Below are 25,249 nucleotides of genomic sequence, written 5' to 3' on the forward strand. Positions count from 1 at the left end.
CTCCGCATTGCCCCCTGACTGCGGCATCGGCGCTGTTGCGACTGCAGGTCCCGGCAAATAATGTCCCGTTGTTTTTCGTGCTTGAGGGAGGCTCGGCAATGGCGCTTTACAGCGATGCCGCGATGGTTCTGTTTTACGATATCGACGGCAACACAGCCGATCACGACGACTGGCACAGCTACGAGCATTTCCACGAGCGGCTTTCCGTGCCCGGCTTCCGCCGCGCCACCCGCTGGGTGGCAAGAGACGCGGAGCCTCGGTATCTGGTCACCTATGAAGTCAGCGATGTCGATGTCGCAACCTCCAAGGGTTATCTGGACCGGCTGAACGATCCGACGCCCTGGACCAGCGAGATGATGCTCCGGTTCCGCGGCATGATCCGCGGCTTCTGCCACATCACGGCCGGTTCCGGCTTCGGCTTCGGACAGGCGGCCATGGCACTGCGCTTCCTGCCCATTGAGGGCGAGGAAGAGCGGCTCTCAACCTGGATCGCACAAGATGTCCTGCCCGCCGTCACCTCCAGGCGCGGCATTGTCAGTGCCCATCTGTTCCGGCCGGTCCCGCCGCCGCCGATGACCAGGGAGCAGGCGCTTCGCGGTCCCGACAAGGCAATGCCGTGGATGGTGCTTGTGACGGCCTGTGATGATGCTGCCCTGGAACAGGCCGTGGCCGCGCATCTTTCGCCCGAAAGCTTCCAAAGCAACGGCGCGAGCGAAGAGATCATTCTCGGAAGCTACGGCCTGCACTACACGGCAACGGCAGAAGAGGCAGCGCGAACGGCCCCGCTGCCGGTCCTGACACCGGAACAGCGCGCCGGCGGCGGACCGCGCGGCTAGAGACGGCTATCTAGTTCTGCTGTCTCTAGTTTTGCTTCAGGCGCGTCTTGTGGGCGTGGGCGATGTGGCGCTTGGCAGCGGCTGTGGCGGCCTCGCTGTCGCCGGCGGCTATGGCATCGACGATGGCCGCGTGTTCCTCGACCGCGGTTTCGCGGCGTTCCGGCGTGTCCAGCGTGGTGCCTGCCATCAGGATCAGCGACAGGCGCAGGTGGTCGATCAGATCGACCAGGTAACGGTTGTGCGAGGCAAGGCACAGGCGGCGGTGGAATTCGCGGTTGGAGCGGACCAGGCTGTCCTGATCCTCGATGCGCTTGCGGTCGGCCTTGACCAGATCCTGCAGGATTTCCACCTCGGGCCTTGAGGCATGTTTGGCCGCAAGGCCCGCGGCCGTGCCCTCCAGCACCTCGCGCATGTAATAGACCTCGTTGATCTGGCCGTGATCGAGGGTCGGGATGACCATGCCCCGGTTCGGTTCGTGGACGGCGAGCCCCTGCGCTTCCAGACGCTTCAGGCCTTCGCGGATCGGCGTGCGGCTGACGCCGAATTCTTCCGCCAGCTCGGCCTCCCGCAGCCGGTCGCCGGGCTTGAGCACGCGGTCCTCGATCAGGCCGATCAGCCTGCGATAGATTTCAGATCCGTTCATGACGACGGGTGTTACCACGTTTTTCCGCTCCTCCAACCCGATTCCCTTTTCAGGCCATTTGAGACTTTGGCGCAAAAAGCCTGCCGCCGACAACAGGTTCGCGCGCGCCGGTGGTTTCGGGATAGCTGGTCGGAAGCCCTGCTTTCAGGCGCGCGCCGAGAAAAGCCATGGCCTGAGCCTCCAACGCATCGCCGTCGATGTCGTAGCGGTCGGCCGGCACCACCTCGCCGGTGAGCCGCTCACCGAGCTCGCGCATCAGGGTCGGGTTCAGCCGGCCACCGCCGCAGACGACCCAGAGCTTCGGGTCAGACGGCAGCAGGGAGACGGACCTGGCGACCACGGCCGCGGTAAAGGCGGCAAGTGTCGCCGCGCCGTCCTGCAGGGACGTTTCCGGGTCCAGATCGAGCAGCGCAAAGGCATTCCGGTCGAGAGACTTCGGACCCGGCCGGTCGAAGAAGGGATGCTTAAGCACCTTTTCCAGCCAGCTTTGATCCACCCGGCCCTTTGCCGAAATCTCGCCGTTGCGATCTTGATCGCCGGCCTGGTGCTGCCGGATCCAGTCATCGAGCAGCGCATTGCCCGGACCGATATCGAAGGCGATCAGCGTGCTGCCGTCGACATAGGTCAGGTTGGAGACGCCGCCGATGTTGAGGAAACAAAGCGGCTGGGGAAGATCCAGCGACAGGGCCTGATGGTAGACAGGCACCAGCGGTGCGCCCTCCCCGCCCGCGGCCATGTCGGCCAAGCGCAGGTCGCCGACGACCGGGATGCCGAGACCGTCGGCGAGCGCCTGCGGGTCGCCGAGCTGGACCGTTTCGCCCTGTTTCGGGTCATGCCAGACGGTCTGTCCGTGAAAGACCACGAGGTCCACATCAAGACCGTGTTCGGCGATGAAGGCGCGGATCGCGTCCGCATGGTCCCGGGTGACGAGGTCAGCAATTTCCGGCCAGTCCGACCGGTCCTCCGGGCCGCGCGAGATCGCCTCCAGGATCGCCGCGCGGGTCTCGTAGGCATAGTCGGCCGTCGATGCGGGCCCGAAACGGGCGACCGTGCGGCCGTCCGTTTCGATTTCGGCAAGGTCGATGCCATCGGCTGACGTGCCGCTGATGGTGCCGACCACGGACCACATGGTCAGAGCGCCTTGGCGATGTTGTCCAGCGAGGCCTCGGCGATATCGAACATCTCGTCGATCTGCTTTTCGGAGATGATCAGCGGCGGGCAGAACGCCAGCGCATCGATCATGTTCCGGGAGATCAGGCCGTTCGCATGGAACTCAGCGTTAGCTTTGGCGCCGAGCGCGCCCGGTGTCTTGGACAGTTCGTCATGGGCGAGTTCGATGGCGCCGATCAGGCCGATCCCGCGGGTTTCGACCACCAGCGGATGATCGTTGAAGGCATTCAGGCGGGAGAGGAACTTCGGGCTCACCGACTTGATGTGGGACAGGATATCCCGCTCTTCCATGATCTTCAGGTTTTCAAGCGCGACCGCGGCTGCGACAGGGTGGCCGCTGGCGGTGTAGCCGTGGCCCCAGACGCCGATCTTGTGGCTTTCGTCGGCCACCGGACCGTAGACCTTCTCGTTCACCATCAGCGCGGAGATCGGCAGATAGGACGAGGACAGCTGCTTCGACAAGGTCATCATGTCGGGCTGAAGATTGTAGGTCTTGGTGCCGAACATTTCGCCGGTGCGGCCGAAGCCGCAGATGACCTCGTCGGCGACGAACAGGATGTCGTATTTCTTCAGGATCGGCTGAACCGCTTCCCAGTAGCCGTCCGGCGGGATGACGACGCCGCCGGCACCCATCACCGGCTCACCGAAGAAGGCTGCGATCGTTTCCGGGCCCTCGGCCAGGATCAGGTCTTCCAGGTCCTGGGCGCAGCGCCTGGCAAAGGCCGCCTCGTCCTCGCCGTCCTTTTTCATGGTCCGGTAGTGCGGGCTGGTGGTGTGCAGGATGTTGGCGATCGGCAGATCGAAGGAACGGTGGTTGTTCGGCAGGCCGGTGAGGCTGGCGGAGGCAACCGTCACCCCGTGGTAGCCGCGGACACGGGAGATGATCTTCTTCCGCTCCGGCTGACCGAGCGCGTTGGAGCGGTACCAGATCAGCTTGATCGCGGTGTCATTGGCTTCCGAACCGGAGTTGGTGAAATAGACCTTGGACATGGGCACCGGCGCCATGTTGACGAGCATTTCGGCGAGTTCCACCGAAGGACCATGGGTCTTGTGGGTGAAGGTGTGGTAGAAGGGCAGCTTCTCCATCTGGCGGGTCGCGGCCTCCACCAGACGCTTTTCACCGAAGCCGAGCGCGACGCTCCACAGGCCGGCCATGGCCTCGATATAGCGTTTGCCGCTGTTGTCCTCGACGTAGATGCCGTCTCCCTTCTCGATCACCATCGGACCGATGTCCTCGTGCTTGCGCGCGTCCGTGTAGGCGTGAAGCTGATAGGCGATATCGCGCGCTTCAATGGAATTGGGGAGATGGGTCATCGTCATCCTCAGGGAGTATCAAACGGTATTGTGGATTGGTTACACCAACGGGCCGGGCAGCCCGTGCTGTTGGGACACTACGCCCGAAATTTTCGCTTTTCACGCAAAATCGGCAATTCATCCGCAACTGTGGCAAGTTGGCCAGCCTGTGCCCAAGCCCTGTGCAGGCTTCAGGACCCCACCCATCAAAGGTGACATAACTGCAGCTTCAGCGCGCGGTGACGGCGACGCCGTCTTCGACATTGTTGCCCGGATGAAGCACCACCGTATCGCCCGCTTTCAGGCCCTCGGCTATCTCGACCGAGAGGCCGTTGGCGTGACCGACCTTGACCTTGCGGATCATGGCGCGCCCGTCCTCGACCGCAAAGACCGCCCAGTCGTCGCCCTCGCGGAACAGGGCTGTCAGGGGAAGCGTGAGGATATCGCTGCCCTGCCACAGGATGATCGACACCTCGACGCGGAAGCCGTGGGCGAGCTTGGCATAGGCCTCCGGCGGGTCGGTCAGGTCGATCACCACGTTGACGCGCTGTTCCTCGATGCCGAGCGCGGAGACCTTGGTGAAACCGAAGGGCTCGACCCGGCGGACCACACCGTTCAACGGATTGTCGCCGCCCCAGTCGTCGATGACCACCTGCAGCCCCGGCGAGACCTTGACCGCATCCGCGGACAGCAGATCGACGACGATTTCAAGGTCCCGCGGATCGCCGACTTCCGCAATGGTCGTTCCGGCCTGCAGCACGCCTTCGCTTTTCTTCAGGACCCGCAGGATCTTGCCGTCGACCGGTGCGTAGATCGGGATACAGGCACAAGCGTCCCGCTGATTGACCAGTTCGGTCGGTGAGATCAACTGGCTCTTGGCGCGTTCCAGCTCATGGGTTCTCATTTCCAGGGTGGCTTCGGCCGTCGCCAGTTCCGCCTTCTTGGTGTCGAAGGCAAGTATCGCCTGGTCCAGCTGGCGTTTGGACGCGGTTTCGCGGCCTTCCAGCTCCCGAACCCGGTCAAGATCTGTCTTCGCGAATTCAAGTTCGGCCCGCGCCCTGGCAATATTCGCCTCGGCCAGGTCGCGCGCGGCCTTTGCCGCCTGGACGGAGGCGCGCATTTCCGCTTCCGTGCGCTGGTCCAGGAATTCCGGATCGATCGGCTGCAACTGGGCGATGACGTCGACTTTCGCCTTCACCTCGTCGCCGGCTTCCTTGTCCACCCGAAGAAGCCGTCCGGTGACGGGGGTGCTGACCTCGTAGATATCCTCGATCCGGGTCTCGCCCTCCTCGTCGATGCTGACCGTCAGGGGGCCGCGTTTCAGGACATGGAGATCCACCGGCACCGGGCGCGGCCACAATGCATAGGCGACCCCAAGCGCGACCGCCACCAGCAGAAGCCCCCAGATGATCATGCGGCGAAAGGTGATGCTCATGGTTCTTTTTCCGTCACTCCCGCGTCTTCAAAACAGCGATCAGGTCCAGCCGGTCGAGCCGGCGGCGCACCATGAGGGCCGATATGGCGGCGGCTGCAAGGGTTACCAGCATGGCATAGCCGAAGGAAGACGGCTCGATAACCGCCGGTATCCGGTAAAGTTCGGTATCGAAGGACTTCGCCATGCCGAGCGCCAGCCAGTTGCCGATCAGGCAGCCGACCGGCAGCGCCATCACCGTCAGAAGCAGGCTTTGCCCGAGCAGGATGTAGGAAATCTCGAACCGGGTGAAGCCGATCACCCGCAAGGTGGCAAGTTCCCGGCCGCGTTCGGACAGGGCGATACGCGCGGAATTGTAGACGACACCGATCGCAAGTGCGGAAGCAAAACCGGCAAACATGCCTACGAAAACCAGGACGGTCTTGGCCATGGTTTCGTTGAAGATGTCGATTGCCGCCTGGCGCAGGGTAACCGAGGAGACATGCGGCATGTCCTTGAGCCTGGCGAAAAGTGCTGCCTGCTGGTTCGGGTCGATGCGCAGATGCACCGTGTTGACCACATTGGTCTCGTGCATCATCCGGTTGATCGCCTCCAGGCGCATGTAGGCCGGATAGCCGATAAAGGTGTTGAAGACGCGCACCACCGGCACCTCGACGATGGGCCTCTGGCCTTCCAGCACTTCCAGTTCGATGCGGTCGCCGGTCTTTGCCCCCAGGATCTCGGCCAGCTTGGTCGAGATTACCAGACCGTCCGGCGGCAGATCGATGGCTCCGCCCGCGTCGTCGTAGACGAGATAAAGGCCCTGTCTGGCCGGCAGGCCGGAAATCTGCATCCTTTTGTTCCGCGGCCCCAGATGGGCGCGCACATCCAGATTGCGCTGGCCTTCCACGGCCAGAACACCGGGCAGGTTTTCAAAGTCCCTCATGACCGACGGCGGACGGACTTCGGTCAGGCTGACCGTCACGTCCTGCCGTTGCGCGGCGACGAAATAGACGTCGATCAGGCGGTTGATGGAATCGATCCATTGCAGCGCCATGATCAGAACGGCAACGGACATGCCGATGCCGATCACGGTCAGGCCCGAGCGCAGGGGCCAGCGGAACACCTGGCGGAAGATCATCCGTGTCGGCTGGTCCAGCAGCCGGGCCAGCCCGGTCTGGGCCAGATAGGAACGGGAAAAGGACGGCGGCGCCGGCGGACGCATGGCTTCGGCAGGTGCGAGGCGCACCGCGCGGCGGACGGCGCTCGCCGTGCCGACCATGGCCGCGAGCAGGCTCAGCCCGCCGGCAATCAGGAAACTGTCGGGCAGCGGGCGGAACAGCAGGAAGGGAAAGCTGTACATCTGCGCATAGATTGAGGTGGTCCACTGGCCGAGCCCCGCGCCCAGGAACGATCCGAGCACAACGCCGATCAGGGCAATCACCATGACCAGTTTCATGTAATGCCAGCCGACTTCCAGATCGGAATAGCCAAAGGCCTTCAGGAGACCGATCACCCCGCGTTCGGTCGCGATCAGCCGGTCGACCACCATGTTGGTGAGGAAGGCCGCCACGATCAGGAAGATCGACGGCAGCAGCCGGGCCATGGTGGCAAGCTGGTCGATTTCGCTCATCAGGAACCAGTTGGAAATCTGGTCCTTGCGGGCATAGGCGCCGCTGCCGCCGTAAGGCGCCAGAATCCGGTCCAGCCGCTGAATGACGCCTTCAGGAGGCGTATGAGGCAGAAGCGTCAGGGTGACATCGTTGAAGGCGCCGTCCAGATCGAAGGCGCCGGCAAGCGCGCGCTCGCCCATCCAGAAAATCGCATAGCGCTTGTCGTCGGGCATCAGCGCGCCCGGGCCGATGGCATAGGTATGTTCCGGCGACAGGGCGATGCCGACGATCCGCAGGGTGCGTTTCTGGGTGTTGATCACTGCCTGGACGGTGTCGCCTAAAGTCAGGTCCTGCGCCGCCGCGAACTTTTCATTGACGACCACTTCCTCCGGCTTGGCAAGATCCACCAGCCGGCCGCTCTGCAGGGCAAGCTGATTGAGCAGCGGTTTGCCCCTCTCCGGCAGGGAGGACAGGAGAGCGGTCGCCGGTTCCTCGAAGCCGGCAATGTCCAGCGTTGCATATTCGACGATCCGCGGCTCGACGGTCTGCACGCCTGGAATGTCGGCGAGCCTGGGGACCAGTGACTTGGGCGCGCGTTTCAGATGGCAGAAGACATCGGCAAAGCGGTAGCGCTCGTAATAGGCATCGGCGGTTGCCTGCAGGGACTGGATCGCGCCCAGCGACTGCACCATCACGCCGACGCCGGTGGCGATCACAACGGCAATCGCCAGCACCTGCCCCTTCAGGTGCCAGAGATCGCGCAGAAGTTTCCGGTCCAGCGGGTGCATGGCAGTGCCTGTTGTCCTCTACCAGCGGATCTCGGAAGCGGCGATCTTGTCCGTATTGACGCTGACGTCCTGAATGGCGCCGTCGGCAAGACGGATCACCCTGTCGGCCATCGCCGCGATGCCGACATTGTGGGTAATGAGCGCCGTGGTCGTGCCCAGTTCCCGGTTGATCCGTTCCACGGCCTCCAGAACGATGACGCCGGTCTGGCTGTCGAGCGCGCCGGTCGGTTCGTCGCAAAGAAGGACCCGCGGCCGCTTGGCGATGGCGCGGGCGATGGCGACGCGCTGCTGCTCGCCACCGGAGAGCTGGGCCGGAAAATGGGTCAGCCGTCCGCCCAGTCCGACCAGTCTCAGGGCGTCCGCAGGCGACATGGGATCGGCGGCGATTTCCGTGACCAGTGCGACGTTCTCCTCCGCCGTCAGGCTGGGCACGAGATTGTAGAACTGGAAGACGAAGCCGACGTGATCGCGCCGGTACCGGGTCAGGGCGCTGTCATCGAAGGCGGTGATCTCGGTGCCGTCGAAAAACACCTTGCCGGAGGTGGGCCGGTCAAGTCCGCCGATGATGTTCAACAGGGTGGATTTGCCGCTGCCGGAAGCGCCGAGAAGAACGACCAGTTCGCCTTCGTAAAGGTCGAAGTCGACATTATCCAGAGCCCGGATCGCAAGCGCTCCGGATCCATAGACCTTTGACAGGCTGCGGGCCGAAAGGGTTGTCTTCGCGGGCCTGCCGGTTTCCTCCGGCTGCGTCTCGGCCTTTTCTGCATTCTGGTTCTGCATGCCGCCATCCTTGTCGCACCGGCGGGATAAGACCATGCGCTCAATCAAACCGAAAGACAAAACCGCCGAAAAAAATATCCGGCCGGACGTTCAGGCCTTGCAGACACGGTCCAGAAACTCGAGGAAAACCCGCGTCTTGGGGGACATCAGCCGGCGGCTCGGATAGACGACGGAAAGTTTCGAGGCGGAGAGGTCGAGAGAGATATTTTTAGAGACCTCGACAAGGCTGCCTTCGCGCAATTGCTGGCGGCAATAGAGCTCCGGCAGGAGCGAGACCCCCGCGCCACAGACGACCGCCTTGCGCACGGACAGCGGGTCGTTCACATGGGTGATGCCGCGTGCGAAATCGAAATGATCGACCTGGCCATTCAGGCGAAAAGGCACCCGGCGCAACCCGTAACGGGTTTCGCAGATCCGGATATGCCCGCGCAGATCGTCCGGGCTGTCGCCCAGCGTGTGCGTCTTCAGATAATCCGGGCTTGTGACCCAGATCAGCCGGCCCGCAAACAGCGTCCTCGAAATCAGGTCCGAATCCTCCTGAGGACCGACCACCACCGCGATATCGACCTGATCGCGCAGAAGATCGGCTCCGTGGCTGGTGATGACCAGGTCGAGTTCCACTTGCGGCTGGTCCCGGTGGAAGGCCGCGAGACTCGGCGAGACGATTTCCTGGCAGAAGGCCGGCGGCAGGGCCACGGTGAGCTTGCCCGAGGGAACCGCGTTAAGGCCGGCCATGGCCGCATCCGTTTCCCGGACCTGCTCCATGATCAGCAGCGCCTGCCGGTAAAAGGTCTCGCCTTCGGCCGTGATCCGCAGGCTGCGCGAGTTCCGCTCCAGAAGGCGCAGGCCAAGCGCTTCCTCAAGCCGGCTGACGGCCTTGCTGACCGTGGACTTCGGCATGTCGAGTGCCCGGGCGGCAGCGGTGAAGCCATTCTGGTCGATCACCGCGACAAAGATCGGCACATCATCGATCGTCCACTTCATGCCGGCCCGCCATTGTCCAAATTTAGAAACGTTGCGTCTCTATTGCATGGATTGTCCAAATTTCAAAGTTCCGTATCGTCTCTGCCGATCAGGAGGAGGAGGTACGCCGGCTCCGGCGCAGCCATGCAGCGCGGCGTGAGCCCGGCCGGACGGCGTTTCTCCCAAGGCAAAAGAGGATTTGAGGAAATGGCAAAAATCGTCGGAGGCATCGGCGCCTCCCATTCCCCGACCATCGGCTTCGCCAAGGACACCCACAAGGAGAACGACCCGGCCTGGGCGCCGATCTTCGAAGGCTTCGCGGAAGTGCGCGACTGGGTGAAGCGCAAGGATATCGATGTCCTGTTCATGATCTACAACGATCACATCACTTCCTTCTTCTTCGACCACTATTCTGCCTTCGCGCTCGGGGTGGACGACACCTATTCTCCGGCCGATGAAGGCGGCGGACCGCGCGACATGCCGCCGGCGAAAGGCCATGCGGCCCTGGCGCGGCATGTGGCGGCCGCGCTCGTGGCCGACGAATTCGACATGTCCTTCTTCCAGGGCAAGCCGCTGGATCACGGCTGCTTGTCGCCGCTGTCCATGATGGGCGACGAGACCGGCCCGTGGGGCGGCAGCATCGTTCCGCTTCAGGTCGGTGTCCTGCAGCTTCCGATCCCCAATGCCCGGCGCTGCTACAAGCTCGGCAAGTCCCTGCGCAAGGCGATCCAGAGCTTCCCGGACGACAGCCTGCGGGTGGCGATCGTCGCGACCGGCGGCCTGTCGCACCAGGTTCACGGCGAACGCGCCGGCTTCGTCAACGAGGCCTGGGACCAGGAGTTCCTCGACCTGATTGAAACCGCGCCGGAAAAGCTGATCGAAAAGCGCCTGGCCGACTATGCGGTGCTCGGCGGCATGGAAGGGGCCGAGGTCATCATGTGGCTCGTGATGCGCGGCGCCTTGTCTGACAAGGTAACGAAGGTCCATTCCATGACCTACGCACCCTCCGTCACCAATATCGCGACGGTGGTCTTCGAAGATCTGGGCGACACCCCGGACAAGGCGGAGCTGGAAGCCTACCGCGCGCATATGGGTTACGAACTCGCCGGCGCGGAAACCCTGGAAGGCACCTATCCGTTCACGCTCGAGCGAAGCCTGAAATGCTTCCGGATCAACGACTTCCTGCACCGGCTGGTTATTCCGGAGCACCGTGAGCGGTTCCTGAAGGACTTCGACGCCCTGGCGGACGAATACAAGCTGACGGCGGAAGAACGCAGCCTGATTTCGGAACGCAAATGGATCGAGATGATCCGCAAGGGCGTTAGCTTCTTCGTCCTGGAAAAGATGGCCGCCGTCGTCGGTGTCTCCAATCCGGAAGTCTATGCCAGCATGCGCGGCGAGACGCTGGAGGAATTCATGAAGACCCGCAAGGTGCCGATCAAATACTCGGTCGCAGGCGGCGCAAAGGCGGAAGAAATGGATACGGCCTGAGCGTCCCCTCACCAATGCAGCGTAACTCTGGCAGCGGCCCGGTTTTCCGGGTCGTTTTTTTTGCCGAAAATCAGCCGGTTCTTGACCGTTATCAAATACGCGGCGGCGTTTCCCGGCTATCGATCGGAACACACGAAAACGGCTGCGGCCGATGACCCCGTTTCGAGGAAGTTTCGACCATGTCAGAGACCGTCCAAAGAGATTGCTGCTCCGCTGCAGCCGATACGAAAAAACCGCTGGCGACCATCGAGCAGACGATCGAACGCGCGATCGGATTGTGCGCCACCATCGAGGGCACCGAGGTGGTGCCGGTGACGCAGGCGGTCGGGCGGACGGCCGCCTTTGACGTGATCTCTTATCTCGAGCTGCCGCTTCGCGACCATTCCGCCGTCGACGGCTACGCACTCGGTGGAACCGGCACCGGACCCTTCCGGATCGTCGGCAGGACGACCGCGGGCGAGACCGCCGCAAAGCGGCTGTCGTCGGGACAGGCGCTGCGGATCATGACCGGGGCGCCGGTTCCGCCGGGCACCGAAGCGGTCGTGATGCAGGAACATGTGACGGTCTCCGGCGATCAGGTCACCGCCGGGTTTTCCGTTCCTGCCGGCGACAACATCCGCTGCCGGGGCGAGGACGTTTCCTCCATGGACACGCTGGTCAGGGCGGGTGCGCGGATCGATCCGCGGCATGTGGCGATCCTGGCAGCCAGCGGCTACCAGGGGCTGGAGGTGCGCCGGAAACTCCGCGTCGCGTTGCTTTCGACCGGAAACGAATTGCGCGATCCCGGCGTCGGCATGGGACCGGGCAGCATCTTCGACACAAACCGACCGATGCTGCAGGCGCTCCTTGCCGAGGAGCGGATCGACATCACCGACCTGGGCATCAAGCCGGACAAACGGGATGTCATTTCAGACTGCCTGGCAGAGGCAGCCCGGCATCACGACCTGATCATCACGTCGGGCGGTGTTTCCGTCGGAGAAGAAGATCATATCAAGCCGGCTATCCTCGATGCCGGCGGGCACATCGAGAGCTGGTGCATGGCGATCAAGCCGGGCAAGCCGATTACCCTCGGCCGATTGGATAAGGCCGTTTTCCTGGGCCTTCCGGGAAATCCGCTTGCCTGTTTCGTCGACTTCCTGCTGGTCGGCAGGCCGCTCATGGACAGCCTGGAAGGACGGCCGACCGCCTTTCCGTCCGCCCGCAATGCCAGGGCCGGTTTCTCGTGGGAACGGCGCCCCGGCCGGCGTGAGTTCTTTCCGGCAACGGTCGTGGGCGTCTCCGACGAAGGGTTGCCAGTGATTGAAAAGATCGGGCGGGCCGGCTCTGCCCGGCTGATGCCGCTGATCGAGGCCGACGGGCTCGGCGCGGTCGACAGCACCTGCGGCTCGGTGGAGCCGGGTTCCGGGCTGCAGTTCTTCCCGTTCAAAAGCCAGATGAAGCTGTAATTTTCGAGACGGCCGGCCGGTTGCCCCGCCCTACTGGGGGGACGCCGGTCAGGCGGACCGGTCGTCTTCGTCGCGGCGGCGGGATTGTTCGCAATCCCCCGCCCCCTCGCCTTCGTGGGCGCAGCCGCAATCGGTTCGCCCGCATTCCAGATCCCTGATCAGGCCGTCGTTCAGGCCATAGACCCATCCGTGGATGGAAAGCTGCTTGCCGCGCTTCCAGGCGGACTGGATGATCGGCGTCCGCGACAGGCTGGCAACCTGGGCTTCGATATTCAGTTCGCACAGGCGGTCGAGACGGCTGTCGGGATCGGTAATGCCTTCAAGTTCGCAGCATCTGTCATCGGCCACGTCGCGGATCGGCTGCAGCCAGTGATCGATGATCCCGTGACGATGGCCGTCGGTTGCCGCCCGGACACCGCCGCAGCCGTAGTGGCCGCAGACGATGATGTGGCGCACGCCCAGCGTTTCCACCGCGAATTCCAGAACCGACAGGAGGTTGAGATCTGCGCGGTGAACGAGATTGGCAACATTGCGGTGGACGAAGACCTCGCCCGGTTCCAGCCCGGTGATCACATTGGCCGGAACCCGGCTGTCGGAACACCCGATCCAGAGGTATTCCGGCCGTTGCAGGGCTGACAGTCGCTTGAAATAGTCCGGGTCCTCCAGGCGTTTCCCGGTTGCCCAGCGGCGATTGTGTTTAAGAAGGTCAGTGAGCATTTTCCGGTTCCGGATAGGGTTCGCCGTGCCGGGCCGCCATGCGGCGTCCGAGATTGAGCAGGTCTTCAGGCAACAGCCGCGCCCGGGCCAGCGGCAGGATGATGGCGTTTTCGCAGGTCAGATGCCGCCGCTCGTTTTTGGAAAACCGCAGCAGAAGATTGCGGGTTTCCACGTCGCAGGCCGGGAACGGTTCGTGGCTCCCGAAGGCTTCCAGAATGGTTTCGGCGTCGAAGGCATCGAGCGCATGGTCGTGACTGAGCTCACCCAGAACGTCCCCGATCCGGTCTTCCGGTTTGGCCCGCCGGCGCAGGAGCGGAAACAGATCCTCTTCCTCGTCGCGGACATGCAATCCGAAATCGCCACGCAGGAAGTTCATGACCACCTCTACGATTTCGGGATCGGGCGGGGCGTGTTCTGCCAGGTCGTCGAGCAGGCTGCACAAGGTCCGCTGGCGGAAATGCTCCGCGAAGAAATAGTTGAGTGGTTCGGCAAACAGAGCCGGTGGCGGAGGGTGGTTCAGAGCCTCCAATGCCAGTCGTCTTTCTTCCTGTGACCGCTCCATCTCCTCCCCTCCTATTGCACCAGGGGACCTTCCGTCTGTTCGAACGACACACCCGAAATCTTCGCTTGCGAGGCGAGGATGCCGATGTACTGGGATACGGCTTTTGACCAGCTTGCCGCCTCCAGCCAGGCCGCGATGCGCTCATGAACATGATCGAACGGCAGGTCCTTGCCCGGGATTGCCCGATCAAGGGCGATGACATGAAATCCGAAACGGGTGGCGACCGGCGCCTTGGAGATTTCCCCCTCCGCCATCTCCTCAAGGGCTGCTTCGAATTCCGCGACGGTTTCACCGCGGCTCACCTGACCGAGACGCCCGCCCTCCCCGCTCGACATGCAGGCCGAATATTCCGCGGCCGCATTGGCAAAGCCGGACGGATCCTGGTTCAAGGCTTCACACAGTCCCTGTGCGGTCTTCCGTGCCGCTTCGCGGGCGTTTGCATCGTCTTCATGGGCGGCCAGCAGAATGTGCCGGACCTCATAAAGCGGGGCTGATCGGAACTTCTCGCGATTGTGCTTGTAGAACCTCCGGCATTCGTCCTCGGACGCGGACGGCGCCCGAACTTCGCGCTCCATCAGCACGCGGATGCGCGCATCGTCCGCGGTTTCCAGGCGGCCGTCCTCTTCTTCGAGATCGACGTCGCCGATCCCCTGGCGCCGCGCCTCCTGAAGCAGGAGTTCGCGGATGACGAGCGCGCGGGCGGCGGCCCGGACTGCTTCGCCGGGATTTGCGGCGGGATGGTTCTGCGCTTCGGCGAGAATATCCGCCTCCGCAATGGTCACGCCGTTGACACTGACCTCCTCGAAGACCGGACGGGCCTTCGGTGGGATCCTGGTGTCGGGCTCAACGTAGCCGTCGTAGCTTCGCTGCTGCCCACCCGGTGTCTCCGGGTGGGTCTTCAGCGTCGGGTTCTGATAGATCGTCGCCATCATCCTACTCCGCGGGCATGCGCACGGTGGACGGGCGCGGTTCACGGGCGCGGACCACCTGGTACCCCGGACGCCACAGGTAGCGGACCGGCGCGCTCAGCATGTGCACCAGGCGGGTGAACGGGAACAGGAGCAGGATGGTCAGCCCTAGCACCAGATGCAGCTTGAATACGATCGGCGCATCGAGGACGAAGGCGGACGCACCGGCCCTGAAGGTGAAGATCCCTTGCGCCCAGCTCATGAACCTGACCATCTCGTGGCCGTCCAGATGCTGCAGCGACACAGGGATCGTGAACAGGCCGAGCGCGAGCTGGATCCACAGCAGGATGATGATCAGCGTGTCGGACGTGCTCGACGCCGCGCGCACCCTCGGATCGTAGAGCCTGCGATGAACCAGAAGGGTAGCGCCGACGATCGCCATGATGCCGGCGACACCGCCGGCGACGATGGCGAGTATCTGTTTCGCCTCGTGGCTGATGCCCAGCGCGTCGAAGACGGCGATCGGCGTCAGCAGGCCAATGAGGTGACCGAAGAAGATCACCAGCACGCCCACATGGAACAGGACCGAGCCCCAGACAAGCTGCTTGCGGCGCAGGAGCTGGCTGGAACCGGAGCGCCAGGTGTAGGGCTCGCGGTCGTAGCGGATGACTGTGCCCAGCGCGAGCACCACCAGCGCGATATAGGGATAGATCCCGAACAGGAACGTGTTGAGGTAACCGGACATGGTGTTTCCTCCTAAAGGGATGTCTGGGCCGGGGGATCGGAAGGCTTGCGGGCCGCCGCGCGGATCTGCCGTTGCAGCCGGTCGGGACCGCAGGCGTTTTCTCCGGCATTGCCGCCGAAGGTCACTGCTTCCTCTTCCCAGATCTCGTCCAGCGCCTTCAGATCGTTCGGATCGTCCTCGCCAAGGCCGAGCAGGTCCCTGACCAGCGACCGGTCAGGCTTTCCCTCCGCCAGGGCCTCCAGAACGGTGAAGGCATTGCGGTAGATCGATCCGCGCTTCTTCAGGCGGGTCTTCAGGACCGACAGGATGTGGGACGTCTGGCCGAGGAACTCGCGGGCTTCGGCCTCCGGCCGGAGCGAGAGATATTCCAGGAACAGCGGCAGATAGTCCGGCAGTTCCCGGGCATCGATCGCAAAACCATTTGCCTCGTAGGTCGCCATCAGGTCGACCATGGCCTGTCCCCGGTCCCGGCTCTCGCCGTGGACATGCTCGAACAGATGCAGGGACAGGGACCGGGTCCGGTCGAACAGGAACACGTAGCGTTCCTGAGCGTCATAGAGATCGAGACCCGCGATGTCCTCGATCAGGGCCCGCAGCAACCGCTCCTGGCGCTCGCTCAGGCAGGGCTCGTCGCGCAGGACCTGGCGCAGGTCCTGCGCCGCATCCTGCAGCTCCCGGGTCGGATAGCTCAGAAGCAGGGAGAGGATTTTCAGCGTCTTTTGCATCACACGCGCTCCTTGAAGATATCCGTCGGGGTATGGACGGTCTTGGTCCGCTTGGCGCCGAACAGGTTCTGGTCCGACGACGAGCCGCCGGAACAGCCGTTGCCGAAGGAGAAGCCGCAGGAGCCGCGCACGTCATAGGCGTCCTCGCTGACTTCCCGGTGCGACGTCGGGATGACGAAGCGGTCCTCGTAATTGGCGATCGCCATCACGTGGTACATGTCCTCGATCATCTGCCCGGTCATGCCGACCTTTTCGGCAACCACCTCGTCGATGACCCCGTCCACCGTCTTCGCCCGCATATAGGCGCGCATGGCCAGCATGCGTTCCAGGGCGTGCACGACCGGCTGTTCGTTGCCTGCCGTCAGCAGGTTGGCGAGGTAGCGAACCGGGATGCGCAGGGAGCGGACATCCGGCATTCCGCCTTCCATGCCGATCTTGCCGGCTTCGGCTGCTGACTGAAGCGGCGACAGCGGCGGGATGTACCAGACCATCGGCAGCGTCCGGTATTCCGGATGCAGCGGGAAGGCGACCTTCCATTCCATGGCCATCTTGTAGACCGGCGACTTCTTCGCCGCGTCCAGCCAGGCTTCCGGAACGCCGTCCTTGCGCGCCTGTTCGATCACCTTCGGATCGTTCGGATCGAGGAAGATCTTGAGCTGTTCCTCGTAGAGATCCTTCTCGTCATAGGAGGACGCCGCTTCGGAGATCCGATCGGCGTCGTAGAGGATCACCCCGAGATAGCGGATGCGGCCGACGCAGGTTTCCGAACACACGGTCGGCTGGCCGGCCTCGATGCGCGGATAACAGAACACGCATTTCTCGGACTTTCCCGAAGACCAGTTGTAATAGATCTTCTTGTAGGGACAGCCGGAGACGCACATGCGCCAGCCACGGCATTTTTCCTGATCGATCAGGACGATGCCGTCGTCCTCGCGCTTGTAGATGGCGCCAGAAGGACAGGAGGCGACGCAGGTCGGGTTGAGGCAGTGCTCGCACAGCCTCGGCAGGTACATCATGAAGGTGTTTTCGAACTGGCCGTAGATTTCCTTCTCGACCCCTTCGAAGTTGACGTCCTTCGACCGCTTGGAGAATTCGCCGCCCAGGATTTCCTCCCAGTTCGGTCCCCACTCGATCTTTTCCATCCGCTCGCCGGAGATGACGGAGCGCGGACGGGCCGTCGGCATGGCCTGGCTTTCCTTGGCCGTCTGCAGATGGCTGTAATCGAAATCGAACGGCTCGTAGTAGTCGTCGATTTCCGGCAGGTCCGGGTTGGCGAAGATGTTGGCCAGGATGCGCCACTTGGCGCCGGCCTTGGGCTGGATCTTGCCGTTCTTCTTGCGCACCCAGCCGCCGTTCCACTTCTTCTGGTTCTCCCACTCCTTGGGATAACCGATGCCGGGCTTGGTCTCGACGTTGTTGAACCAGGCGTATTCGACGCCTTCCCGGTTGGTCCAGACGTTCTTACAGGTTACGGAGCAGGTGTGGCACCCGATGCATTTGTCGAGGTTCAGCACCATGCCGATTTGTGCACGGATCTTCATTCTGCCGCCTCCTTGGTGTGAGCGACCGGTTCCTGATACGGGTCTTCCAGCCAGTCGACCTTTTCGAGCTTGCGCACGACCACGAATTCATCGCGGTTGGAGCCGACCGTGCCGTAGTAGTTGAAGCCGTAGGATTGCTGGGCGTAGCCGCCGATCATGTGGGTCGGCTTGGTGATCGCCCGGGTCACGGAGTTATGGATACCGCCGCGCTGGCCGGTGATCTGCGAGCCCGGCGTGTTCACGATCTTCTCCTGCGCGTGATACATGAAGATCGTGCCTTCCTTCATGCGCTGGGAGACGACCGCACGTGCGGTCAGGGCACCGTTGACGTTGTAGACCTCGACCCAGTCGTTATCGACCAGACCGGCGCGCGCAGCGTCGACTTCGGAGATCCAGACCACCGGCCCGCCCCTGTTCAGCGTCAGCATCAAGAGGTTGTCGGTGTAGGTGGAGTGGATGCCCCACTTCTGGTGCGGCGTGATGAAGTTCAGCACCACGTGCTTCTTGCCGTCGGTCCTGGCCTCGATCGCCGGGTTGACCGACTTGGTGTCGATCGGCGGCCGGTAGACACAGAAGGCTTCGCCGAACGCCCGCATCCACAGATGATCCTGATAGAGCTGCTGACGGCCGGTCAGCGTGCGCCACGGGATCAGTTCGTGGACGTTGGTGTAGCAGGCGTTGTAGCAGACCTGCTCCGATTCCAGTCCCGACCAGGTCGGCGACGAGATGATCTTGCGCGGCTGGGCGACGATGTCACGGAAGCGGATCTTCTCGTCTTCCTTGGGTATCGCGAGATGGGTGTGATCGCGCCCCGTGACATCGGACAAGGCCTGCCAGGCCTTGACCGCGACCTCGCCATTGGTCTCAGGGGCCAGTGACAGGATGACTTCGGTCGCGTCTATGTCGCTGTCGATCTTCGGCCGGCCTTTGGTCGGGCCTTCTTCAGCAACAGTTCCGTTGAGCTTGCCGAGGAGTTCGACCTCGTGCTCGGTCTTCCAGGAAATCCCCTTGCCGCCGTTGCCGAGCTTGTCCATGAGCGGCCCGAGCGAAGTGAAGCGCTTGTAGAGGTTCGGATAGTCGCGTTCCACGACCGCGACCGTCGGCATGGTCTTGCCGGGAAGCGGATCGGTCTCGCCCTTCTTCCATTCCTTCACGTCGAAAGGCTGGGCGAGCTCGCCCGCCGTGTCGTGAAGGATCGGCACCATGACCACATCCTTTTCGACACCGAGGATTTCCGGGGCGACTTCGGAGAATTTCCGGGCGATGCCCTTGAAGATCTCCCAGTCGCTGCGGGCTTCCCAGGCCGGGTCGGCCGCACTCGTCAGCGGATGGATGAAGGGATGCATGTCGGAGGTGTTGAGGTCGTTCTTCTCGTACCAGGTGGCCGTCGGCAGAACGATGTCGGAATAGACGCAGGTGGTCGACATGCGGAAGTCGAGGGTGACCAGCAGGTCGAGCTTTCCTTCCGGCGCGGTGTCGTGCCACTTCACTTCCCTGGACTGCTCAACGCCTTCCGCGCCGAGGTCCTTGCCGAGCACCCCGTGGGACGTGCCGAGCAGGTGCTTGAGGAAATACTCATGCCCCTTGCCCGAGGAGCCGAGCAGGTTGGAGCGCCAGACGAACATGTTGCGCGGCCAGTTGTGCTCGTCGTCCGGATCCTCGCAGGACATCTCAAGCGTGCCGGCCTTGAGTGCTTCGGCAACATAGTCCTTTGCCTCCACGCCGGCCTTTTCCGCCGCCTTCGCAACCTCCAGCGGGTTGGTCCTGAGCTGGGGCGCCGAGGGCAGCCAGCCCATCCGTTCGGCGCGGATGTTGTAGTCGATCAGTGCGCCGTCCCAGGAGCCTTCCGGGGCGGTCGGGGACAGGATCTCGTCCACCTTCAGGGTCTCGTAACGCCACTGGTCGGTGTGGGCGTAGAAGAAGGAGGTGGAATTCATGTGGCGCGGCGGACGGCCCCAGTCGAGGCTGAAGGCCAGCGGCAGCCAGCCGGTCTGCGGACGCAGTTTCTCCTGGCCCACATAGTGGCTCCAGCCGCCGCCGGACTGACCGATGCAGCCGCACATGATCAGGAGATTCATGATCCCCCGGTAGTTCATGTCCATGTGGTACCAGTGGTTCAGGCCGGCACCGAGGATGACCATGGAACGGCCGTTGGTCTTTTCCGCGTTGGAGGCGAACTCGCGGGCGACCGTGATGATGTGATCGCGCGGCACGCCGGTGATCTTTTCCGCCCAGGCAGGGGTGTAGGGCAGATTTTCGTCGTAGGATTCGGCCGCATTCGGGTCCTTGAACCCGCGTTCCAGACCATAGTTGGCCACGAACAGGTCGAAGACGGTGGCCACGAAAGCCTCGCCGTCCTTCATCTTGACCTTCTTCGCCGGAACGGAGCGGACGATCACGCTGTCATGGTCCGTGCCTTCGAAGTAGTCATGCTCGCGATTGCCGAAATAGGGGAAGGCGACGGGCACGACCTCGTCGTGATCGTCGTCGAGGACGAGGCTCATCTTCAGATCAACGTCCTTGCCCTTGCCGTCCTTGGCTTCCAGGTTCCACTTGCCCTGTTCGCCCCAGCGGAAACCGATCGAGCCCGCGGGCGCGACCACCTCGCCGGTGGCGGAATCGACGGCGACCGTCTTCCAGTCCGGGTTGTTCTTCTCACCGAGCGAGCGGGCGAATTCCGACGCCCTGACCAGACGCTCGGGAACCAGGTGGCCGTCCTTGGCGACCAGCCGGACCAGCATGGGCATGTCCGTGTAGCGCTTGCAGTAATCCTCGAAATAATCGGCCTGCCGGTCGAGGTGGAATTCGCGCAGGATCACGTGGCCCATGGCCATGGCGAGCGCCGCATCTGTGCCCTGTTTCGGGTGCAGCCAGAGATCGGAGAACTTGGCCGCTTCCGAATAATCCGGCGACACGACCACGGACTTGGTGCCCTTGTAGCGGACCTCCGTATAGAAATGCGCGTCGGGCGTGCGGGTCTGCGGCACGTTGGAGCCCCAGAGCATGAGGAAGCCGGAGTTGTACCAGTCGGCGGATTCCGGCACGTCGGTCTGCTCGCCCCATGTCATGGGCGAGGCCGGCGGCAGGTCGCAGTACCAGTCGTAGAAGGACATGCAGGTGCCGCCGAGCAGCGACAGGTAACGGGAGCCCGCTGCATAGGAGACCATGGACATGGCCGGGATCGGCGAGAAGCCGATCACCCGGTCCGGGCCCCACTTCTTCGCCGTATAGGCGTTGGCAGCTGCGATGATCTCGTTGACCTCGTCCCAGGTTGCCCGGACGAAGCCGCCGTGGCCGCGCACCTTGATATAGTCGGACCGCTTGGCCGGATCCTCCTGGATCGCAGTCCAGGCGCCGATCGGCGTTTTCACCGCCCGTTCCTTGCGCCACAGCTTCAACAGGCGCGAGCGGATCAGCGGGAATTTCACCCGGTTTGCCGAATACATGTACCAGGAGTAGCTGGCGCCGCGCGAACAGCCGCGCGGCTCATGGTTGGGAAGGTCCGGCCGCGTGCGCGGATAGTCCGTCTGCTGGGTTTCCCAGGTGACGATCCCGCCCTTGACGTAGATCTTCCAGGAGCAGGAGCCCGTGCAGTTCGCCCCGTGGGTGGACCGCACGATCTTGTCGTGCTGCCAGCGCTTGCGGTAGGCGTCTTCCCAGGCTCTGCTCTCGTTGGTGGTGACCCCGTGCCCGCCGGAGAAGGTTTCCTTCTTCTCCGACAGGAAGTTCAGGCGGTCGAGCAAGTGTGACATTTCAATACCTCTCCCGTTCGAAGGTCCGGTTCAGCAGGGAACTTCGGCGTTCTTCCGGCTGTAGAAGGCCCAGGTGATCACCACGCAGACCGCGTAGAAGATGCCGAAGACCCACAGGGCGGCTTCGGGACCACCGGTCATGGCGATCGAGGTGCCGTAGGCTTTCGGGATGAAGAAGGCGCCGTAGGCGGCAATCGCCGAGGTGAAGGCAATGATCGCGGAGCTTTCCAGTTCGGACTGCTTCAGAAGTTCTGCTTCCTTGAGATGCGGCATCAGCCGCGGCACTTCCTGGCGCATGATCGAGGGGATCATCTGGAAGGTGGAGGCATTGCCGACACCGGTCAGGAAGAACAGGGCCATGAAGCACGAGAAGAAGCCCCAGAATGCGCCCGGCTGTTCCTTGATGCCGAGGAAGAAGAGCACGCCGCCGACGGCGATGATCATGCCCAGGAACGTCCAGAAGGTCACCCGGCCACCGCCGAACTTGTCGGAGATCCAGCCTGTCGCCGCCCGGCTCAGCGCGCCGACAAGCGGACCGAGGAAGGCGTATTGCAGCACGTCCACGTCCGGGAACTGGGTCTTCATCAGGAGCGGGAAGCCGGCGGAATAGCCGATGAACGAGCCGAAGGTGCCCGTGTAGAGGATGCACATGATCCAGTTGTGCTTGCGGGAAAAGATGATCGACTGGTCCTTGAAGCTCGCGCGGGCATCGGCGATGTCATTCATGCCGAACCAGGCGGCGATCGTCGAAAGCGCGATGAACGGCACCCAGATGAAGCCCGCGTTCTGCAGCCACAGCTGCCCTCCGTCGCTCAGGGTCTGAGGTTCGCCGCCAAAGGATCCGAAGACACCGGCGGTAATCACCAGAGGAACCACGAACTGCATGACCGACACGCCGGCATTGCCGAGACCGGCATTGAGGGCCAGCGCATTGCCCTTGGTCTTCTTCGGGTAGAAGTAGGCGATATTCGCCATGGAGGAGGCGAAGTTGCCGCCGCCGAAGCCGCACAGGAGCGCCAGGATCAGGAAGGTCATGTAAGACGTGTCGGGATTCTGGACCGCAAAGCCGATGCCGATCGCCGGCAGGAGCAGAGACGCGGTCGAGATGGCGGTCCATTTCCGGCCGCCGAAGATCGGGATCATGAAGCTGTAGAAAATGCGCAAAGTTGCGCCGGACAAGCCGGGCAGGGCCGCCAGCCAGAACCGTTCGCCGACGGAGAAATTGAAGCCGATTGCCGGCATCTTGGCCACCACGACCGACCAGACCATCCAGACCGAGAAGGCCAGAAGCAGGCAGGGGATGGAAATCCATAGGTTGCGGGTTGCGACCGCCTTGCCACGGCTTTCCCAGAACTGGGGATCTTCCGGGCGCCAGTCGATCAATACATGCCCTTTCTGGCCGGGCTGCGCTGTTGCGATTGCCATTTTCGTATTCCTTGAGTTGGAACTTTGGGTGGCAGGCCGCGCGAAGCGGCCTGCCGGGTCAGGTCATCGGGCCAGGCTGGGGCGCTCGGCCGCGTTGGCCTGACCAACAGTCTTTTGCGGTTTGCCGACCGGCTGTTCCGGCACGTCGGAGAGGTATTTTTCCTCTGCCAGGGCCGGATGGCGCTGGCGTTCCATCCGGCGGATGGCGACGTGCATCCAGATGGTCGAGACACCGACCAGCACGAACATCAGCATGTAAGGAGCGGTCCACACGCCCGTCGCATCCAGCAGGATGCCGAAGGCGATCGGCAGGAAGAAACCGCCCAGGCCACCGATCATGCCCACCAGGCCGCCGACAGCGCCGACGTGATGCGGGTAATAGACCGGGATGTGCTTGTAGACGGCCGCCTTGCCGAGGCTCATGACGAAGCCGAGGATCACCGTCAGGGCGACGAACAGGGTCACGCTGACACCGAAGTCGAAGGTGATCGTGTCGGTAATGCCCTTAACCGTGTAGTGGGTCTGCGGGTAGCTCATGACGAACAGGCAGGCGAGCGAGACGATGAACGTCAAGTACATGACGAAGCGCGCGCCCCACTTGTCCGACATCCAGCCGCCCAGCGCGCGGAACACCGATCCCGGCAGGGAATAGAGCCCGGCGAAGACACCGGCTGTCGTCAGTTCCAGCCCGTAGGCGCCGACGTAGTAGCGCGGCAGGAAGGAAGCCAGCGCGACGAAGCCGCCGAAGACGAAGAAATAGTAGGTGGCGAAGCGCCAGACCTGGATATTCTTCAGCGGGGCGAGCTGTTCGGCTGCCGAAACGGCCCGCGACCCGGTCTTTTTGCGCGCGGCCTGTGCCGGGTCGTCCTTGCTCAGCAGGTAGAACAGGATGGCGGTCAGCGCCAGGACGATGGCGTAAACACGGGCCGTCCCCTGCCAGCCCATCGCCACCACCAGGAAGGGGGCAGCGAAGTTGGTCACGGCCGCACCGACGTTCCCGGCGCCGAAAATGCCGAGTGCCGTTCCCTGCCGTTCCTTTTCGAACCACTGGGACACATAGGCGATGCCGATGATGAAGGACCCGCCGGCCAGGCCCAGTCCCAGGGCCGCGACGAGGAAGATTTCATAGGTACGGACCGACGTCAGCAGCCAGACGCACACCGCCGTTACGAGCATCTGCAGCGGAAACATGATCCGGCCGCCGAACTGCTCGGTCCAGACACCCAGGAAGATGCGGCTGACCGAACCGGTCAGAACCGGCGTGGCGACAAGCAGGCCGAACTGGGTATCGCTCAGGCCGAGCTCGCCTTTGATCTTCACGCCTATGATTGAAAAGATTGTCCAGACAGCGAAGCACACCGTGAAGGCAAAGGTGCTAAGTCCGAGCGCCCTGTTTTGGTCCGAGCGCGTGACTCCTTCCAGCGAATGCATTTATCTACCCCTTCGATAAGGCGGCAACCCCGTGCCGAGCCTGTTTCAGGTGAGGGGAGCATGCGCTCACAACCGCGGACATGATTGACTTCGATCAAATGGAAAGGCCTTCGATGCACAAACAAGTGTTTCTCCGTGGGCCATCAAGATGCGAGAAACGTCAGGTCAAAAGGCCGTTTGCGAAACCGAAACCGGATTGCTAAAACCGACAAGCGCAACCTTGATATTTATCAAGCCTTGGAGGGAAGGGAGAAGCGGATGCGACCAAGCGATTTGCCGGAGGTCAGGGACCTTCGACTGTTCAGCACCATGTCCGACGCCAATTTCGCCTCCATGATGCAGGCGGCCTATCTCCAGACCTTTCCGAACCAGCTCGACTTGATCACAGAGGGTGACCCCGCGGACTTCCTCTATGTGGTGATCGAAGGCTGTGTCGAGCTTTATGCGCAATCCAACGGCCGTTCGGCAACGATGGGAATCGTCCGCCCGGTCGGCACCTTCATCCTGGCGGCGGTGCTGAAGGACGCGGTTTACCTCATGTCCGCGCGCACCTGCGACAAGTCCAAGATCCTGCTCATCCCTGCAGAGAACGTGCGATCCGCCTTCGAAAATGATGCCGCCTTCGCCCGCGCCATCATCGTGGAACTCGCCAGTTGCTACCGCGGCGTCGTGAAGGAGCACAAGGGCCTGAAACTCAGATCCGCCGTGGAACGGCTCGCCAACCGGCTTCTCAGGTATCACGACGACCAGGGCGCCAAGGGCCAGCTCGAACTGCCGCATGACAAGCGCAGGCTCGCGTCCATGCTGGCCATGACCCCGGAAAACCTGTCGCGGGCCTTCAAAACCCTGAAGCCCTATGGCGTGGAAGTCGACGGCGGCACCATCCACCTGAAAGACATCCCAGCACTTACGAAGCTTGCCAAGCCGAATCCCCTGATCGACGATCGGGCCACCTGACGCCAATCGCCAGTATCAGGCCCGAAACGGCCACCGCCCTCATTAATCGTATC

General features: G+C 63.0%; 18 protein-coding genes and 1 pseudogene. 4 read left to right on the forward strand and 15 right to left on the reverse strand.

Translation table 11 applies throughout. The features are described from left to right. The first annotated feature begins 98 nt into the window (after positions 1-98). The gene (locus HK439_RS00100; protein WP_190289330.1) at positions 99-836 is read left to right on the forward strand and encodes a hypothetical protein; all 738 of its coding nucleotides are present in this window, start codon (positions 99-101) and stop codon (positions 834-836) included. A gap of 25 nt (positions 837-861) precedes the next feature. Here the strand turns inward: HK439_RS00100 and HK439_RS00105 are convergent, their stop codons facing one another. From HK439_RS00105 to HK439_RS00135, 7 genes are all read right to left on the reverse strand, one after another. Beyond that, positions 862-1,479, reverse strand: a complete 618-nt coding sequence (locus tag HK439_RS00105; RefSeq protein WP_190289526.1) for a GntR family transcriptional regulator — start codon at positions 1,477-1,479, stop codon at positions 862-864. A 49-nt stretch (positions 1,480-1,528) separates the two neighbouring features. Next, complete coding sequence (locus HK439_RS00110) at positions 1,529-2,608, reverse strand: anhydro-N-acetylmuramic acid kinase (protein ID WP_190289331.1); 1,080 nt, start codon at positions 2,606-2,608, stop codon at positions 1,529-1,531. 2 nt (positions 2,609-2,610) lie between these two features. Further along, complete coding sequence (locus HK439_RS00115) at positions 2,611-3,963, reverse strand: aspartate aminotransferase family protein (RefSeq protein ID WP_190289332.1); 1,353 nt, start codon at positions 3,961-3,963, stop codon at positions 2,611-2,613. Between the two features lie 208 nt (positions 3,964-4,171). Then, entirely contained in the window at positions 4,172-5,377 is a 1,206-nt protein-coding gene (locus HK439_RS00120; RefSeq protein ID WP_190289333.1) for an efflux RND transporter periplasmic adaptor subunit, read from the reverse strand. A 13-nt stretch (positions 5,378-5,390) separates the two neighbouring features. After that, positions 5,391-7,754: an ABC transporter permease gene (locus HK439_RS00125; RefSeq protein ID WP_190289334.1), complete on the reverse strand. Its 2,364-nt coding sequence runs from the start codon at positions 7,752-7,754 to the stop codon at positions 5,391-5,393. An 18-nt stretch (positions 7,755-7,772) separates the two neighbouring features. Continuing rightward, positions 7,773-8,534: an ABC transporter ATP-binding protein gene (locus tag HK439_RS00130; RefSeq protein ID WP_190289335.1), complete on the reverse strand. Its 762-nt coding sequence runs from the start codon at positions 8,532-8,534 to the stop codon at positions 7,773-7,775. Between the two features lie 90 nt (positions 8,535-8,624). Then, positions 8,625-9,518: a LysR family transcriptional regulator gene (locus HK439_RS00135; RefSeq protein WP_190289336.1), complete on the reverse strand. Its 894-nt coding sequence runs from the start codon at positions 9,516-9,518 to the stop codon at positions 8,625-8,627. Positions 9,519-9,704: 186 nt separating this feature from the next. Between HK439_RS00135 and HK439_RS00140 the strand changes: the two genes are divergently transcribed. Next, positions 9,705-10,988: a gallate dioxygenase gene (locus HK439_RS00140; RefSeq protein WP_190289337.1), complete on the forward strand. Its 1,284-nt coding sequence runs from the start codon at positions 9,705-9,707 to the stop codon at positions 10,986-10,988. Positions 10,989-11,167: 179 nt separating this feature from the next. Continuing rightward, positions 11,168-12,433 (forward strand): gephyrin-like molybdotransferase Glp, encoded by a 1,266-nt coding sequence (glp, locus tag HK439_RS00145; protein ID WP_190289338.1) that lies wholly within the window; start codon positions 11,168-11,170, stop codon positions 12,431-12,433. Positions 12,434-12,481: 48 nt separating this feature from the next. Here the strand turns inward: glp and can are convergent, their stop codons facing one another. From can to HK439_RS27320, 8 genes and pseudogenes are all read right to left on the reverse strand, one after another. Further along, positions 12,482-13,150, reverse strand: a complete 669-nt coding sequence (gene can / locus HK439_RS00150) for a carbonate dehydratase (protein ID WP_190289339.1) — start codon at positions 13,148-13,150, stop codon at positions 12,482-12,484. Continuing rightward, complete coding sequence (locus HK439_RS00155; RefSeq protein ID WP_190289340.1) at positions 13,140-13,712, reverse strand: hemerythrin domain-containing protein; 573 nt, start codon at positions 13,710-13,712, stop codon at positions 13,140-13,142. Before HK439_RS00155 ends, can begins: the two co-directional genes overlap by 11 nt. An 11-nt stretch (positions 13,713-13,723) precedes the next feature. Next, positions 13,724-14,641, reverse strand: a complete 918-nt coding sequence (locus HK439_RS00160; protein ID WP_190289341.1) for a peptidylprolyl isomerase — start codon at positions 14,639-14,641, stop codon at positions 13,724-13,726. 4 nt (positions 14,642-14,645) lie between these two features. Further along, positions 14,646-15,365 (reverse strand): respiratory nitrate reductase subunit gamma, encoded by a 720-nt coding sequence (gene narI, locus HK439_RS00165; RefSeq protein ID WP_190289342.1) that lies wholly within the window; start codon positions 15,363-15,365, stop codon positions 14,646-14,648. An 11-nt stretch (positions 15,366-15,376) separates the two neighbouring features. Beyond that, complete coding sequence (gene narJ / locus HK439_RS00170) at positions 15,377-16,090, reverse strand: nitrate reductase molybdenum cofactor assembly chaperone (RefSeq protein WP_190289343.1); 714 nt, start codon at positions 16,088-16,090, stop codon at positions 15,377-15,379. Next, complete coding sequence (gene narH, locus HK439_RS00175) at positions 16,090-17,631, reverse strand: nitrate reductase subunit beta (RefSeq protein WP_190289344.1); 1,542 nt, start codon at positions 17,629-17,631, stop codon at positions 16,090-16,092. Before narH ends, narJ begins: the two co-directional genes overlap by 1 nt. Continuing rightward, positions 17,628-21,383 carry a nitrate reductase subunit alpha gene (locus tag HK439_RS00180; RefSeq protein WP_190289345.1) on the reverse strand — a complete coding sequence of 1,252 codons (3,756 nt, stop codon included), beginning with the start codon at positions 21,381-21,383 and terminating at the stop codon, positions 17,628-17,630. Before HK439_RS00180 ends, narH begins: the two co-directional genes overlap by 4 nt. 30 nt (positions 21,384-21,413) lie before the next feature. Next, a pseudogene (locus HK439_RS27320) lies at positions 21,414-24,239 on the reverse strand (nitrate/nitrite transporter). Positions 24,240-24,497: 258 nt separating this feature from the next. On the opposite strand from HK439_RS27320, the gene HK439_RS00195 reads away from it, so the two are divergent. Beyond that, positions 24,498-25,196 carry a cyclic nucleotide-binding domain-containing protein gene (locus HK439_RS00195; protein ID WP_190289348.1) on the forward strand — a complete coding sequence of 233 codons (699 nt, stop codon included), beginning with the start codon at positions 24,498-24,500 and terminating at the stop codon, positions 25,194-25,196. Positions 25,197-25,249 lie beyond the last annotated feature (53 nt).

Source organism: Roseibium aggregatum (assembly GCF_014692675.1).
In the GTDB taxonomy this organism is placed as follows: domain Bacteria; phylum Pseudomonadota; class Alphaproteobacteria; order Rhizobiales; family Stappiaceae; genus Roseibium; species Roseibium aggregatum_C.

What these genes read in the sequence shown, in the direction of transcription:
- HK439_RS00100 (WP_190289330.1), top strand. Translation starts at nt 99, where the DNA reads ATGGCGCTTTACAGCGATGCCGCGATGGTTCTGTTTTACGATATCGAC.
- HK439_RS00155 (WP_190289340.1), bottom strand. Translation starts at nt 13,712, where the DNA reads ATGGAGCGGTCACAGGAAGAAAGACGACTGGCATTGGAGGCTCTGAAC.
- HK439_RS00135 (WP_190289336.1), bottom strand. Translation starts at nt 9,518, where the DNA reads ATGAAGTGGACGATCGATGATGTGCCGATCTTTGTCGCGGTGATCGAC.
- HK439_RS00125 (WP_190289334.1), bottom strand. Translation starts at nt 7,754, where the DNA reads ATGCACCCGCTGGACCGGAAACTTCTGCGCGATCTCTGGCACCTGAAG.
- HK439_RS00195 (WP_190289348.1), top strand. Translation starts at nt 24,498, where the DNA reads ATGCGACCAAGCGATTTGCCGGAGGTCAGGGACCTTCGACTGTTCAGC.
- glp (WP_190289338.1), top strand. Translation starts at nt 11,168, where the DNA reads ATGTCAGAGACCGTCCAAAGAGATTGCTGCTCCGCTGCAGCCGATACG.
- HK439_RS00105 (WP_190289526.1), bottom strand. Translation starts at nt 1,479, where the DNA reads ATGAACGGATCTGAAATCTATCGCAGGCTGATCGGCCTGATCGAGGAC.
- HK439_RS00140 (WP_190289337.1), top strand. Translation starts at nt 9,705, where the DNA reads ATGGCAAAAATCGTCGGAGGCATCGGCGCCTCCCATTCCCCGACCATC.
- HK439_RS00110 (WP_190289331.1), bottom strand. Translation starts at nt 2,608, where the DNA reads ATGTGGTCCGTGGTCGGCACCATCAGCGGCACGTCAGCCGATGGCATC.
- narH (WP_190289344.1), bottom strand. Translation starts at nt 17,631, where the DNA reads ATGAAGATCCGTGCACAAATCGGCATGGTGCTGAACCTCGACAAATGC.
- HK439_RS00115 (WP_190289332.1), bottom strand. Translation starts at nt 3,963, where the DNA reads ATGACCCATCTCCCCAATTCCATTGAAGCGCGCGATATCGCCTATCAG.
- HK439_RS00120 (WP_190289333.1), bottom strand. Translation starts at nt 5,377, where the DNA reads ATGAGCATCACCTTTCGCCGCATGATCATCTGGGGGCTTCTGCTGGTG.
- can (WP_190289339.1), bottom strand. Translation starts at nt 13,150, where the DNA reads ATGCTCACTGACCTTCTTAAACACAATCGCCGCTGGGCAACCGGGAAA.
- narI (WP_190289342.1), bottom strand. Translation starts at nt 15,365, where the DNA reads ATGTCCGGTTACCTCAACACGTTCCTGTTCGGGATCTATCCCTATATC.
- narJ (WP_190289343.1), bottom strand. Translation starts at nt 16,090, where the DNA reads ATGCAAAAGACGCTGAAAATCCTCTCCCTGCTTCTGAGCTATCCGACC.
- HK439_RS00130 (WP_190289335.1), bottom strand. Translation starts at nt 8,534, where the DNA reads ATGCAGAACCAGAATGCAGAAAAGGCCGAGACGCAGCCGGAGGAAACC.
- HK439_RS00160 (WP_190289341.1), bottom strand. Translation starts at nt 14,641, where the DNA reads ATGGCGACGATCTATCAGAACCCGACGCTGAAGACCCACCCGGAGACA.
- HK439_RS00180 (WP_190289345.1), bottom strand. Translation starts at nt 21,383, where the DNA reads ATGTCACACTTGCTCGACCGCCTGAACTTCCTGTCGGAGAAGAAGGAA.